General features: G+C 58.4%; 10 protein-coding genes. 9 read left to right on the top strand and 1 reads right to left on the bottom strand.

Annotated features, from left to right (window positions below; translation table 11 throughout):
• Positions 1–27: 27 nt before the first annotated feature.
• The 7 genes from AC522E_RS01690 (at position 28) to AC522E_RS01660 (ending at position 8,788) form a co-directional block, all read left to right on the top strand.
• The gene (locus AC522E_RS01690) at positions 28–1,659 is read left to right on the top strand and encodes an amidohydrolase (RefSeq protein WP_500750558.1); all 1,632 of its coding nucleotides are present in this window, start codon (positions 28–30) and stop codon (positions 1,657–1,659) included.
• A gap of 159 nt (positions 1,660–1,818) precedes the next feature.
• Positions 1,819–3,363: an ABC transporter substrate-binding protein gene (locus AC522E_RS01685; protein WP_500750557.1), complete on the top strand. Its 1,545-nt coding sequence runs from the start codon at positions 1,819–1,821 to the stop codon at positions 3,361–3,363.
• 84 nt (positions 3,364–3,447) lie between these two features.
• Positions 3,448–4,383: an ABC transporter permease gene (locus tag AC522E_RS01680; protein ID WP_500748678.1), complete on the top strand. Its 936-nt coding sequence runs from the start codon at positions 3,448–3,450 to the stop codon at positions 4,381–4,383.
• 9 nt (positions 4,384–4,392) lie between these two features.
• Positions 4,393–5,214: an ABC transporter permease gene (locus tag AC522E_RS01675; RefSeq protein ID WP_500748677.1), complete on the top strand. Its 822-nt coding sequence runs from the start codon at positions 4,393–4,395 to the stop codon at positions 5,212–5,214.
• A complete protein-coding gene (locus tag AC522E_RS01670; RefSeq protein WP_500748676.1) occupies positions 5,211–6,191 on the top strand; it encodes an ABC transporter ATP-binding protein in 981 nt (326 codons plus the stop codon). Before AC522E_RS01675 ends, AC522E_RS01670 begins: the two co-directional genes overlap by 4 nt.
• Positions 6,184–7,185, top strand: coding sequence for an ABC transporter ATP-binding protein (locus AC522E_RS01665; RefSeq protein WP_500748675.1), 1,002 nt, complete (start codon positions 6,184–6,186; stop codon positions 7,183–7,185). Before AC522E_RS01670 ends, AC522E_RS01665 begins: the two co-directional genes overlap by 8 nt.
• 88 nt (positions 7,186–7,273) lie before the next feature.
• Positions 7,274–8,788: a L,D-transpeptidase family protein gene (locus AC522E_RS01660; protein WP_500748674.1), complete on the top strand. Its 1,515-nt coding sequence runs from the start codon at positions 7,274–7,276 to the stop codon at positions 8,786–8,788.
• A gap of 163 nt (positions 8,789–8,951) precedes the next feature.
• Here the strand turns inward: AC522E_RS01660 and AC522E_RS01655 are convergent, their stop codons facing one another.
• Positions 8,952–9,722, bottom strand: coding sequence for a hypothetical protein (locus tag AC522E_RS01655; protein WP_500748673.1), 771 nt, complete (start codon positions 9,720–9,722; stop codon positions 8,952–8,954).
• 740 nt (positions 9,723–10,462) lie between these two features.
• Here AC522E_RS01655 and AC522E_RS01650 point away from each other — a divergent pair.
• Together AC522E_RS01650 and AC522E_RS01645 are read left to right on the top strand one after the other, a co-directional pair.
• The gene (locus AC522E_RS01650; RefSeq protein ID WP_500748643.1) at positions 10,463–11,131 is read left to right on the top strand and encodes a response regulator transcription factor; all 669 of its coding nucleotides are present in this window, start codon (positions 10,463–10,465) and stop codon (positions 11,129–11,131) included.
• A gap of 332 nt (positions 11,132–11,463) precedes the next feature.
• Positions 11,464–14,130, top strand: a complete 2,667-nt coding sequence (locus AC522E_RS01645; protein ID WP_500748672.1) for a heparinase II/III domain-containing protein — start codon at positions 11,464–11,466, stop codon at positions 14,128–14,130.
• Positions 14,131–14,193 lie beyond the last annotated feature (63 nt).

The following is a 14,193-nucleotide window of genomic DNA, read 5'->3' as shown; positions in this document are numbered from 1 at the left end:
CGAGGTCGGTGCAGGAATGGAGAAAAGATTGTGCAGGTGCAGGCTGACCTCGTGCTTCGGAATGGCCCGGTCTGGTGCGGGCGAAAGGAGGGTGTCGTCGAAGCCGTTGCAGTCTGGCAGGGACGCATCCTGGCAACGGGGAGCGATGCCGGCATATCCACTCTAATCGGCCCATCCACACGCGTCGTCGACCTCCATGGACGCCTTGCAACGCCCGGCCTCAACGATTCCCACCTGCATCTTGTGTCGCTGGGCCTCATGATGGACTGGGTCGATGCAAAGCCCACGACCGTACCGACCCTCGACGGACTTCTCGCAAGCATTCAGAGGCGCGCTGCGCAATCCCGCCCGGGGGACTGGATCCTTGCGCGCGGTTACGATCAGACCAAACTCGACGTCCAACGCCACCCGCATCGCACCGAGTTGGATCAGGCTGCTCCGGACAATCCGGTAATGCTGGTACGGACATGCGGACATATCTCAATCTGCAACTCCATGGCTCTGAAACTCGCAGGGATCAACGAGTTCTCCAAGACGCCCCCGGGCGGCCTTATCGAGCAGCAGGGAGGACGCCTGACAGGTCTTCTTGCAGAGAATGCGCGGGCGCCCGTATGGGCTGTCATTCCGCCTTCCAGTGAAGATCAGCTTGTTGCCGCCATCGAGCGCGGTGGCCGTCATCTGCTGTCCTATGGCATCACGAGCTGCATGGATGCCGCCGTGGGACAGCGCGGTGGATTTGGCGAAATCTCGGCCTATCACCGCGCCAAGCGAGAAGCACGCCTGCCTGTGCGGACATGGCTTACTCTGCTCGGCGATCCGGACCGCTCGCTTGTTCCTCAATGCTTTGAGGCGGGCCTTATTACCGGTACCGGCGACGACATGCTCATGATCGGCGCCGTCAAACTGTTCCTCGACGGTTCCGCCGGCGGGCGGACAGCCTGGATGTCAAAGCCTTATCTTGGTGAAGACCAGACCACCGGCGTTCGGATGATGCCGGACGACATGGTGAACGATCTTGTCATGGATGCGCATGCCAAGGGCTATCAACTGGCCTGTCATGCTATCGGCGACGCCGCGATCGAGCAGCTCATCACGGCTTATGAGCGAGCACTCGCCGCTCATCCGGATCCGGATCGGCGCCACAGGATCGAGCATTCCGGCTTTTCGACGCCGGAGCAGCACAGGCGCATGGTCGCGGCTGGAATCTATCCCTGCCCGCAACAGGTTTTCATTTACGACTTCGGCGACGCCTACATATCGGTGCTTGGCGAAGAACGCGGGCTTGGGAGCTATCCCTTCAGAACCTGGATGGATCTCGGGCTCAAGCCGGCAACAGGAAGTGATGCACCGGTTTGCGAACCCAGTCCCTTCCCCAATTTCTATGCCATGCTGACGCGCAAGACCTGGAAGGGAACCGTCATGGATGCGCGTGAGACCGTATCCATCGAGGAGGCGCTCCAGGCTTATACGGAGTTCGGCGCCTTCTCACAGAAATTGGAGCAGATCAAGGGGCGTCTGATCCCAGGGCAAGTTGCGGACATTGCGGTCTTCTCCCGCAACCTGCTGACGGCAAGCCCCGAGGATATTCTTGACAACACTCATTGCGATCTTACCATTCGAGGAGGTTCGATCGTTCACGATCGTCTTGGCGTTACTTAAAAAACAAAGAGGGACACGCCTGGACAGCCGACAGCACTCGTTGAGCGAGTGCTTGAGACGTGCGAGGCCGCGCTATGGCCGGCCTGCGCACGATGACCATAGCTTTGGAGGATCACCGTGCTTAAGAAACTCGTCATTACGACAGCGATTGCCCTCTTCATGGGCGGCGTCGCCGAGGCGCAGACCCCGCGCAACGGCGGCACAATTCGCTTTACGGCCCCCTATGGATCGAGCTTCGCGAACCTCGACATCCACACGTCCAACCGCGCACAAGACGAGATCTGGGCCAAGGCTATCCACCGCTCGCTCTATAACTGGGACGCGAATGCGAACAAGCCGGTTCTCGAGCTGGCGAAGGAGGTCACGGTTTCCGGCGATGGCCTTGTGCACACGTTCAAGCTGCGCGACGATGCCTACTTCCACAATGGCCGAAAAATGACGGCCGACGATGTCATCTGGACCTACACGCGTCTGATGGACGGCGCGAAGGCCTATCCAGGCGCGCGCTACGTGCGCCTCATCAAGGGCGCCATAGAGGTCGAAAAGGGCCAGGCGAAGGAAATTTCCGGCCTGAAGAAGATCGACGACCACACGATCGAGATGACTCTGACCGAGAAGGCTGACCCCGGATTCAGCTTCAATCAGGCGATGACCTCGATCTATCCTGCGGACGAGGCCACGAAAGACAGTTTTGCGACGAAGCCTATTGGACTGGGGCCCTATAAGTTCGTCGAATATGTTCCCGGATCCCGTCTCGTCGCGGAGCGTTGGGAAAAGTTTTACAAGCCGGGCAAACCTCATGCCGACCGGGTCACGATCTCCATCATGGGCGAGGCCTCCGCACGTGACGTCGCCTTCCGCAACAAGGAGATCGATGCATCCATTCTCGGCCCGGCACAGTACGTCGCCTACAAGGCCGATCCGGAGCTGTCGAAGGGACTTCTCGAAGTCGCCGAGGTCTATACCCGCGTCATGGGCATGAACCCGAGCTTCAAGCCCTTCTCTGACAAGCGCGTGCGTCAGGCGATCAACTATGCCATCGACGCAGATCTCATCATCAAGAAACTGGTGAAGGACAAGGCCTATCGCGCGACCAGCTGGCTGCCGATCTCGTCGCCTGCCTACGACAAGGATATGAAGCCCTATCCGTACGATCCGGACAAGGCAAAGAAGCTCCTTACCGAAGCTGGCTATCCGAACGGCTTCGAGTTCGAATGGACAGCGACCTCCAACGAGAGCTGGGGTATCCCGATTGTCGAGGCCGTGATCCCCATGCTCGAGAAGGTCGGGATCAAGGTCAAAATCAAGCCGGTCGAAGGAACCGTGCTGTCCGAGGTGGCGCGCAGCGGCAGCTATCAGGCCTTCATCTGGTCGAACACGTCGGGGCCGGATCCGCTGACTTCGCTCAAGTGCTTCCATTCAGCAACGCCGCAATCGGCCTGCAACTACACCCTGTTCAAGAATCCCGAATTCGACAAACTTCTGGACGAGGCCGCTGCAACTGATGATCAGGCCAAGAAGCTTGAGAACCTGAAGAAGGCGAATGCGATCCTCCGCGAGGAGGTCCCGATGTGGTGGTTCAACTACAACAAGGCTGTGATGGCCTACCAGCCATGGATCAAGGGTTTGCAGCCGAACTCTACCGAGTTGGCGATCCAGAACTACGAGGACATGTGGGTCGACGCGTCGTCGCCCGCTAAGTAAGCCACGATCGGGCAAGTGCTCACCACTCGAACTGCAGATCCTGACGCTCTTGCGCTTCGCCAAGGGCGTCAGGTGGAGTTTTGAATGCTTTCATTCATCGTGCGGCGCCTCCTACAGACATTGCCGATCATCCTGGCCGTGGCGGCCCTTATCTTCGTGATGTTCAGCGTCATTCCTGGAACTTTCGCATCAAGCATGAGCGATGATGGACGCAGCGTACTGGATGTCGAGGTCATGGCGCGCATGAACAAAGAGTTCGGGCTGGACGACCCGGTCTATGTCCGGTTCGGTAAGTATATAGCCGACCTCGCGACCTTCGACCTCGGGACCTCATTCCGGACACGCCAACCAGTTAGCAACTTGATCGCTGAGCGCCTTTGGCCAACCGCGCAACTCGCGTTTGCATCCATGCTGTTTGCGATCGCCATCGGCGTGCCCCTCGGCTTCATCGCCGCTCTGAAGCCGGGAAGCTGGGTCGATACGGTCTCCATGGTCGGCGCGGTGTCAGGCCTATCTGTGCCGAAATTCTGGCTCGGCCTGATGCTGATGTACCTGTTTGCTCTGGTGCTCGGCTGGCTTCCAAGCTTCGGCTATGGTGGCGGGAATCCCCGTTATCTCATCCTGCCCTCCATCGCTCTCGGCGTAGCTCCCCTCGCGCTGTTGGCGCGCACGACCCGGGCTGCCGTGCTTGAGATCATGAATGCCGATTTCGTCCGCACAGCGCGGTCAAAGGGCATGAGCGAGAGTAAGGTCGTCCGCTGGCATCTCACACGCAACGCCCTCGTCATCGTCCTCACGACCATCGGTCTCCAGTTCGGCACGGTTATCGGCCAAGCCGTCGTCATCGAGAAGCTATTCTCATGGCCAGGCCTCGGATCTCTCCTGGTCGACAGCGTGACATTGCGCGACATTCCTGTGGTTCAGGGTTCGATCCTGGTGATCGTCTTCCTGTTTCTTGTCATTAACATGCTTGTCGATGTGCTGTGCGCGATCATCGATCCGCGCATCAAGTATACCTGAGGCAGCGACATGAAGCTCAGAGCCAATCTCGTGATCGGAGGCGTGCTGTTTGCCGGCGTGATCATTGCTGGCATCTTCGCTCCCTGGCTGGCGCACACGGACCCCGTCATGGATGCGAATCTGATGTATGCCGAGGAGCCGCCCGGCGGCGAATTCTGGTTCGGCACCGATGCCCAGGGGCGCGACATCTACAGCCGTGTCCTCTACGGCGCACGGATATCGCTCACCGTCGGCATCGTCTCGCAGCTCATCAATACCGTCATCGGCGTGTGCCTGGGGCTCTCCGCGGGCTACTGGGGCGGCTGGTGGGACGATTTCGTCAGCGGACTGACGAACATGATGCTGGCGATTCCATCTCTCATCTTCGCTCTCGCTATCATGGCCATTCTCAATCCGGGGCTCACCAGCCTGCTGATTGCGCTCGGTCTTACGAACTGGTCGTTCACTTGCCGTCTCGCACGAGCCTCTGCACTCTCCTTGAAGAGCCAAGGCTATGTCCAGGCCGCGAAGGTCCTCGGCTACGGCGACGTCCGAATCATGTTGACGCAGCTCCTGCCGAATATGCTGGGCCCAATCATCGTCATCGGCACCCTTGGCATGGGTGGCGCCGTGCTGGCCGAGGCCGCGTTGTCATTCCTCGGTCTCGGCATCCGGCCGCCCTACCCCAGTTGGGGCAGCATGCTGTCGGATGCGCGCGACCAAATCACGACGGCGCCGTGGATTTCCATCTTCCCGGGGCTCGCTATCTTCGCGACGGTCCTCGGGTTGAACCTGCTCGGCGACGGATTGCGCGACATCCTGGATCCCCAGGCACGGACGCGGCGCGCATGAGCAGACCGCCGCTTCTCGAGGTTGAGAACCTCAGGATCGATCTTGCCATCGGCGGCAAGCGCTTCCCCGCCGTGCAGGACGTATCCTTCATCATCGAACGGGGCGAGACGATGGGTCTCGTCGGAGAATCCGGCTGCGGCAAGAGCATCACATCGCTGGCACTCATCGGGCTGCTGCGGGATCCGCTCATGATCGGCGGCGGGAAAATTAGGTTTGACGGCCAAGAGATCCAAAACCTAGCGGCCTCCGAGATGCGCAGGCTGCGTGGCAATCGGATCTCCATGATATTCCAGGAGCCTATGACAGCACTGAACCCGCTCTCGCCTGTCGGTCGGCAGATCGCGGAAATGTTCGTCCTGCACAAAGGAAAAAGCTGGAGGGACGCGGAGAGGCTTGCCGTCGACGCGCTTGCGAGCGTGCGGGTTCCGGCACCCGAGCGTAGAGTGAAGGATTACCCGCATCAGCTCTCGGGTGGCATGCGCCAGCGCGTCATGATTGCGATCGCCTTGGCCTGCGGTCCGGATCTTCTTCTTGCAGACGAGCCGACCACGGCGCTCGATGTGACCGTGCAGGCAGAGATCCTCGACCTCATTCGCGAACTTTCTGCAGCAAATGGGACCGCTGTGCTGATGATCAGCCATGATCTCGGACTGATCGCCAACATGTGCCGTCGGGTCGGTGTCATGTATGCCGGGCGCATCGTGGAAGAGCGCGCAGCGGAAGATATCTTTCGCGCGCCCAGCCATCCTTATACGAAAGGACTCGTTGCGTCCCTACCTCTCCTTGGAGCGAGAGCAAGGCACGGTCGCATGCGTCTTCAGGAAATTGAGGGAGTCGTTCCACCCGTGGCGGCATTTCCAAGTGGCTGTCGCTTCAACCCGCGATGCATATCCGCGACAGATATCTGCCGAACCGACGATCCTGCCCCGACATTGCTCGAGAATGGCGGACACGTAAGGTGTCATCATCATGATTGAGACAAAGGGCAATCCGATCCTCAAAATCGAGGATCTAGCCGTACATTTTCCCGTTGGTGGCGGCTTGTTCGGAGCCCCCAAAGGGTTTGTCCATGCGGTCGATGGCGTCGATCTCGAGCTGAAGCAGGGCGAATGCCTCGGTCTCGTCGGCGAGTCGGGTTGTGGCAAATCAACGCTTGCACTTTCGATCCTGGGACTGCAGGCGCCCACACGGGGTCGTGTTGTCATCGATGGGCATGACATTGCCAAGAGCGATAGCAGCCGCATGGCTCGCGCCCGCATGACGCAAATGGTATTCCAGGACCCATATTCGTCACTGAATCCCCGCCAGACCGTCTACAAGACTCTCGAGGCCCCATTGCGGCTGCACGGCGTCACCGCCAGAAGCGAGATCAACGACAGAATTGAAGATATGCTTCGTCGTGTCGGCCTTAGGCCGGAAGTCGCGGTACGGTATCCGCACGAGTTTTCTGGCGGCCAGCGCCAACGGATCGGCATTGCTCGAGCTCTCATCCTGAAGCCAAAGATCGTTGTCCTGGACGAGCCGGTTTCGGCGCTCGATGTTTCTATCCGTGCACAGATCATCAATCTTCTCTTGGAGCTCAAAGAGACGCTTGGTCTGTCCTACATCATGATCAGCCATGATCTCGGCGTAGTAGAGCATATGAGCGACACGGTCGCGGTGATGTATCTGGGCCGCATCGTAGAGACCGGGGATTGGCAGACAATTTTTTCGAGCCCCCGTCACCCCTATACCCGCGCGCTCATCGCAGCGATTCCGGATCCGTTCAGGAATAGTCGGGGAGAGAAAATTACGGGCGAAATTCCAAACCCTCTCAACCCGCCGATCGGTTGTGGCTTCCATCCACGTTGCCCGGAGGCGAGGGACCTGTGCCGCGTGACGCCGGTTCCGGACCTCGAAGCAGTGGGGCACGATCACCTTGTGCGCTGCCGGCGCACGCACGAACTTCCTGTCTGGCAGGTCCGCATCTGAACGCTCACCCCCATGAAGATAGGTCGGCAGGGATCTTGACTCACGCCAGGGACGCTGTCGGAGAGTTCTCTTCAGAAAGACGCCAATCATGACTTCCATACCCACGATCCGCGTTCGCATTCCCCGTGACCAGGACGCGCTGCATCTCGGCAGGCTGGCAATCGGAGATTGGACCATCCCATGTACAGTTGGATCTGGAGGGTTGATCCAAGCATCCCTCAAGCGTGAGGGAGATAAATGCACGCCGATCGGCGTCTTCCCCCTGCGCTATGGGTTCTATGACGCGACCGCCCAACCTGATTTTGCGCGAGGCATCGCTTTCCCCTTTGTCCCGCTATCAGAGGCCATGATTTGGGAGGAGGACGGAGAAAGCTATAATCGCCTTGTATTCTCCTCGGGCGGTGAGCGCCTTGGCGAGAGATTGAGCAGGGCCCGTGATGAATCCCTGTTCGAGGTAATTGTCCCCATCGGCTTCAACGACGCTGTTGCCGAGTATGGCCGGGGCAGTGCCCTGTTCATCCATGCGGCCAGAGCAGACATGGGTGCAACGGCCGGCTGCATTGGCATTCCGGCGGATCAGATGCTCGAATTCGCCCGTCGCCTCCACCCGGGGATGTTAATTGATATCGGCCATGAGGATGAAGATCGCCTTCCCGCCAAGAATGAGCAGAGTCCACTTGAGGTCATACGGTTTGTCGGACTTGAAAAAGGCCCCAGGCTGATTGTGATTGGAGCGATCCACGGCAACGAAACGTGCGGGCCGCAGGCCATCCTGAAGGCTGTCGCCGATTGCCGGACGGGGCGGCTTTCGATCCGCCGTGGGGAGGTTACATTCATCCCCGTTGCTAACATGAAAGCGTATCGCCAAGCGACGCGCGAAGGCGATAGGAATCTCAATCGTGACCTGCGGGAGAAAACCATCCCCGAGGACTATGAAGACAAGATCGGAAACCGGATCTGCGCCTTGCTTCGCGAGAACGATGTTCTGCTCGACATACACTCCTTCAGGGGCGAGGGTACACCTTTCATTTTCGCCGGGCCGCTGGACAATTCGGGGCCTGTGGAGCCCTTCCATTTTGCAAAGCAGGAGGGCCAGTTCGCCGCAAGGTTGGGAACGTCTATCGTGATTCACGGCTGGCTCGATGTCTATGGCAGCCTGCTGCGGAAACGTGCGCAGTTTGGATATGCCAACAAGGCGATCTCCGAGGGTATCGGCACGACAGAATACATGCGCTTCTCCGGAGGATATGGCGTCACGCTCGAATGCGGGTCGCACGACGATCCTGCCGCCGTCGGGGTAGGCTATCGTGCGATCATCAATGCGCTTGCCCATCTGGCCCTGATCGACGCGCCGCCTCCGCCCGTTGCGCTCCAAAAGGCCATTCAGATCACCGACGTCATCCTCTGTCAGGAAAAGGGCGACCGTCTTGAGGGATCATGGAAAACAGGAGATGCAATCGCGCAGGGTGAGATCATAGCCCGGCGAGCCAACGGCGAGTCTGTCTGCGCGCCCTGCGCAGGGTATATTGTTTTCCCAAATGCCAATGCTGTTCCCGGAGACGGAATTTGCTATTTTGGCATCGATAGTCCGCGAACATTCTGACTGACAGCGTCTACCCGCCCAGCGACTCATGAAAGACCTTTTCTAGATGCCGGTTTCTGAGAGCGGCTCTTCCAATGGCCTTGTTCGAGCCCCTCGACCTTAACTGCAGTTCAATGGTCGGATCATTCGATTGGTCGCAGAGCCCTGCCAGCAGCAGGTCCGATTATCGCTGTTGCGGCCGCAAGGAACGTGCCAATTCGCGGATAACGCTATCCTCAATGTCGAGATTCAACTCGTCTCGGGATGGTGCCTCCAGCGCGTTCGCTGTCGATTGCGGCTGCTGTTTGGACGACTGGTTGGTCTGAGACTGAGCAGCCGACTTATCCGGTGCGCCTGCCGAACGACGACGAGCCTCCGCATTCTCCGTATGGCCTGGCATCGATTGCGCATAAGAAAATTGTCTTGAAGAGCTGAAACGATTCTCCAGCGTATCGAGGAGGCCGTTGAGTGCTGCATTGGACAGAGGCACATCGAGCGCCGGCGGAAGTCCGTTAAGAGCGATTGAGCGGTTCTGATAAGCAGTCTCAGTTGTTACTTCCGGTCCGAACCAGGGCAGCGGGCGGAAGTCCTTCGCATCATCGCCGTCTTCAAACTCTACGACGATCAAGTCGAGCGGGCCCGGAGTGACAAAGCGGCTGATCTGAATCTCGCGGCTACCGATAGACAAGTCAGTACGGACATAGTCCACCTTGCCGGGAGTGACGTCGAGGAGTGCCTCCGCATGGGACCGAGGGACTGACGTACGCTCTTCCACCGGCGCTCCGGGCCCGCTGGTGATCAGGACAAGGCTTCCCTGATCTCCCTCAATATGAACGTATGAACTGCGATCCGCCTGGTTAGGGAAATGACCCTCAGTAACACGTGTGCCGCCACGTTCCTTGCGGATAAGCCGCGCCAGAGAAGAAGCCATGAGAAAACGTCTTGTGGAAACCATCTGGCAAAACTCCTCGGCAAAAGCAGAACTCTCTGCCTTACCTAGAGTTCGAATCCTGAATCGGCAATTGGATTAAGCGCAGCCTCGCGGGAAAGATGGCAGTCAGGTTAACTCTAAAGGGGAGGCCTGGAGAAGCCATCGTCGAAGCGTCCGAGAAGCCCTTACCGACAACAATCTCTTAAATATAATATCATTGCATAATCGGCACTATGATACAGAATTTGCTCGATCCAACCCGAGTGGGACGAGTTGGAAGTCACGGCGCTACAATTCCCCAGGCCCGGCACAGGTGAGTCAACATCCAGGCCTACCGCCATGACATGGAACCAGAAGCGATTCCCCATCGGCACATGTGAGTGATTTTCCAAACCGTGACGCTCAAGCAACTTCACCGCGCAGGCGACTGATGGTCTCTGCATGACCTGACGCCTAGGTTTTCACCTGGTGGTTGGTTTGGTGTGTGGCGATGTATGGCAAGGGAGCAACACCCTGGGACAAGGATGAGGGCGGAGTCTGGGGATTTGCCTTTGCCGTTGACGCAGCGACTCGCACCCGGCATTTATGAATAGTCCTACTGATTCGGAGGGGCGAAGCGGATCAACAAAGCACACGCGCTCTTCATCATAGTATAAAAGTAAAAGTAAAAAAGTAGTTGCACGGCCACAGGCCGCCAGCATCTCGCGATGTTCATCGCACGTGCCTGCGTTTCGACTACCACTTCATAGGCCGGGGGGCTAATCATGTACATCGTCGTCGATGAACGGCAGATGGTGACGTCTGCCTACGTCGCCAGCTTCGACCGCGAAGGCGTCTCCTCGCTCGGATTGTTCTCCGGCGAGTTCCAGGACTGGCTCAAAGCCGCCTCCAGCGCCGATCTCGAGGCCGTCCAGGGCTTCCTGCTCGGCGAGTTCCAGGAGCGCATCGCCTGCGCCGAGGCCATCCGCCGCCATTCCCGCGCCCCGATCATCGCCTTGAGCGAAATCCGCTCCCTCGAGCAGACCCTCGAACTCTTCACCGCCAAGTTCGACGACGTGGTGCGCAAGCCCGTGCATGTGCGCGAGATCCTCGCCCGCTCCCAGGCCATCTGGCGGCGCGTCAACGCCACCGCCCTGCCCGCCACCCCCGAGCGCCTCAAGGTCTATTTCGACGGCCGCGATCCCGAAATCGACGGCGTCAGCCTGCCCCTGCCCCGGCGCGAGCGCCACATTCTCGAATACCTCGTCCGCAACAAGGGCCGCCGCCTGACCAAGACCCAGATCTTCAATGCCATCTACGGCATCTATTCCAACGATGTCGAGGAAAGCGTCATCGAGGGCCATGTCAGCAAGCTGCGCAAAAAACTCCGCGCCCGCCTCGGATACGATCCCATCGAGGCCAAACGATACATGGGATATACTTTCTCACCTTAAATAACAAAATTGGGGCTGTCCCCTCCGAATTGCAGACCGCAGACCACCGAGCCAGCCGGGTAAGGTTTTTCACGCAATTCAGTTGCAAACCTCATGAAGTGCCGAAAAGGATGGCCCATCGAGCATTCGGGGTCTAAGAATAGAAATTCGTTTCCTTAGACCCTTGCATTGCTGTTCCGCCTTCGGAGTTTCCCGTTTCCATGGTGCGCGTAAGGCATATCTTACCGGTTTCGGTTCAGCATTCAGGCGACTCCGAGCCCGGGCCGAGTGAAGGACAGCACGTCGTCGCAACCAAGAGCCGGTGGTCACGCATCGTTCTGAAGTTTCAGAACTTGACCCCGGACGTCTGGTGCGAATTCAGCTGCAGGATCGAGTGCCACGCAGATGAAATCGCGGGAAGTGCACCTGATTTCGCGGCAATAGGCGTTGATTTTCAAGCCGATGACGGTTCGAGTATCGACTTTGCTTTCGTCCCGGGTCTGTCACGGGCCCAGATCGACGCCTACAGCCACCTGATTCCTGGGCCTGCCGGCACTTCCGGTGAGGCTGTTTCGGACCGCAGCCGGAGGACGACCTGCAACTTTCTCGTCCCAGCTCCCGCCAGGCAGATCCAGATTACAATACGCAGCTGGCGGAACTCGCATCCGTTCAAGGTTAAGGACCTTGTACTCGCTCAGTTTGTGCAGCCCGACGCTGATATCCAGCCGTCGGACGAGCTCCTTACTCCGTCGCGGGAAGAGAGAAATGCCTCTCGCGACGCTCGGCGCAACTGGCCCATTCTCTCTTCCGAGCCGCGTTGGTTCAGCTACGGCCTGGTGCCCGGCCATAACCTCTTTGTGCGAGGTCAAATTGTTTCGGATGGTGACATTACCGACGGAGTTCTTGCCCGCGTAACGTTTCGCGACGCGGACGGAAAAGAACTTCCGGCGCCTTACCCCGAAACGGCAATGGCGCCGGGTGTCGGTGCCTTCATCGGAATTCCAACCCACGCACGGGCTCGCCGTTTCACCCTCGAGCTCGTCCCACCTCCAACAGCAAAGACGGTTGATCTGGGCTTCTGCACGTGGAGCGATGTTTCGCGGATTGAATTGGCCATGCCGCTAGAGGTCTCTCTCGGATATGATCTCCTTCTCGATAGTATCGAGGATGAAGTCTCATCTGGCACAGGGGACTTCATCAAGAACATTGCTCAGCGCCTTAGCCTAGCTGTACCAGACTCGAGCCTGGGAGATGCATCAGAGGCCGTAGATCAATGGCTTGATGTGCGGACAGTTGCCTCTCCTCCAGAGATCCTTGGCAGAGTTCGTGCACTTCAACGACGGGAGCTCGACCGGGCCCCATCCGATACTCTGTATCTCGGATCTTTTCCTGCGTGGCCCTTGCCAAGCACGCCGACCTGGAAGGAGGATCCCTTCCAATCGCGCGCATGGCGAATGGACTATCAAGCCCTAACATGGCTTCTCGACCTTGCGGAGCATGCAGCACCTGATTCTCTCAGGCGCGCAGTCGAGCTTGCACTATCATGGTCCCGCGTAAGCTCCTGCGAAGAGCCCGAGGATGATCTTGCCTTTCATCCTTCCGTAGCAGCCGCGCGGACGGAAGCGCTACTTGGCCTGCTCGGCCGAGCAACCCGCTCGGACCGAAAGCTTGATCCTGAACTGGTCCGTACGCTTTTCGGAGAAGTCATCCGGCACGGCTTTGCCTTAGCCGAGACCATCGGGCAGAATACATTCTCTCATTCGATCTTCCACCTTCATGCAGCAAGTTCCCTGTTCGCGGTGGCGGATATGCTCCCGCACGTTCCTCTGTCGCCCTACTGGGCATCACTTGCTCTTTCCAAGTTGCAGGAAGGCTTCGATGAACTTCTAGGCCCGAACGGAGAGTTCTTCGAGCCATCGCTTCACTATCGACTCGAGCTCGTATCCCTGGGAATGATACTAAGCGACGCAATGAAGGACACACCGGAGGCCATAACCTTCAGACAATTCTTGGCGCCGCGCCTGAAAGAGGCCGCACGCAGTTTGATTGCCATGACTGATCCCGGAGGCTTGCTCCCTGCCTTTGGGGACGCGCCCTTCAGGCTTCGTCACGCTTCCTGGATCCGCAAGCTGATGTCTGAATATGGCCGGGCCTGGGTTCGGGACAAAGGGATACAGGCGGAGCTCTCATATCCCCAAGGTGGCAAAGCGTTTACGGCTCCGTCATCCAGCCTGTTGGCAGCGCGCTACTATCAACAGGGCCGACCATGGGGGTATTTTTGCGCGACACTATCGGAGCAAATCCCACCCAGCGGTCATGGGGACACGACGTCGTTCGTTTACACGAGCGGGAGCCGGCGATGGATTGGCGATTCCGGCGGTTCAGCACTGAGCGAGGACGGCGCAGCTCGCGCGTATCTCAAGTCTCCTCGGGCCCATAATATCGCTATTCCAAACGGAAGAACGCCGACGGCAGGCGTCGCCTGGCTCAAATCGCATTCGCACGTTTCGGGAAACCACGTGTTTGAGCTCTGCAGCAACGTGCACGGTCCAGACTTCGTTCATCGGCGCATTTTCGTCATTCCCGAGCACCTAGGTGCGCTCGCGGTCTTCGATCACTTTACAGCATCTAAAGGGCCAGTTGAGTTCGAAGGCTTTCTTCACTTTGAACCCGAGACGATGGTTGCAATCGCGAGCGCCCAGCTGGCAGTCGGCTTTCAGACCAAGCAGAAGCTGCGCATCATTCCGCTGGCACTGTCCGGCCAGTCACGCGGGCTTGAAGTAATCAACGGAAGGAATGAATCATCCGCATTTCAAGGGTTTGTCTCTCGAAACCCAGGGCTGCTGCAGGCCTCAAACGTGCTCCGTTACAAATTCGATGGCAAAGAAGACGTCTGCGGCGGAGTTCTTATGGCCTTGGAAGAAACTAGCTATCAAGCACTGTTGGACGCCATCAAATCCCCTGTTCTCGCAGAACGTATCCTACCAGGACAGGAGGTAACTGAGAACCGTGATGGCTGATGCTGCTATATCTACGGCAAATCAGAAAATCACCTGAGCCAGCATCGCTCTTGAGTGATTGGT

It is taken from the genome of Microvirga sp. BF8, assembly GCF_059888585.1.
This window is presented reverse-complemented; position numbering and strand designations above follow the sequence as displayed.

Coding starts and splice junctions, on each gene's coding strand:
- AC522E_RS01665 (WP_500748675.1), top strand. CDS start 6,184: ATGATTGAGACAAAGGGCAATCCGATCCTCAAAATCGAGGATCTAGCC.
- AC522E_RS01655 (WP_500748673.1), bottom strand. CDS start 9,722: ATGGTTTCCACAAGACGTTTTCTCATGGCTTCTTCTCTGGCGCGGCTT.
- AC522E_RS01675 (WP_500748677.1), top strand. CDS start 4,393: ATGAAGCTCAGAGCCAATCTCGTGATCGGAGGCGTGCTGTTTGCCGGC.
- AC522E_RS01660 (WP_500748674.1), top strand. CDS start 7,274: ATGACTTCCATACCCACGATCCGCGTTCGCATTCCCCGTGACCAGGAC.
- AC522E_RS01680 (WP_500748678.1), top strand. CDS start 3,448: ATGCTTTCATTCATCGTGCGGCGCCTCCTACAGACATTGCCGATCATC.
- AC522E_RS01685 (WP_500750557.1), top strand. CDS start 1,819: ATGGGCGGCGTCGCCGAGGCGCAGACCCCGCGCAACGGCGGCACAATT.
- AC522E_RS01650 (WP_500748643.1), top strand. CDS start 10,463: ATGTACATCGTCGTCGATGAACGGCAGATGGTGACGTCTGCCTACGTC.
- AC522E_RS01670 (WP_500748676.1), top strand. CDS start 5,211: ATGAGCAGACCGCCGCTTCTCGAGGTTGAGAACCTCAGGATCGATCTT.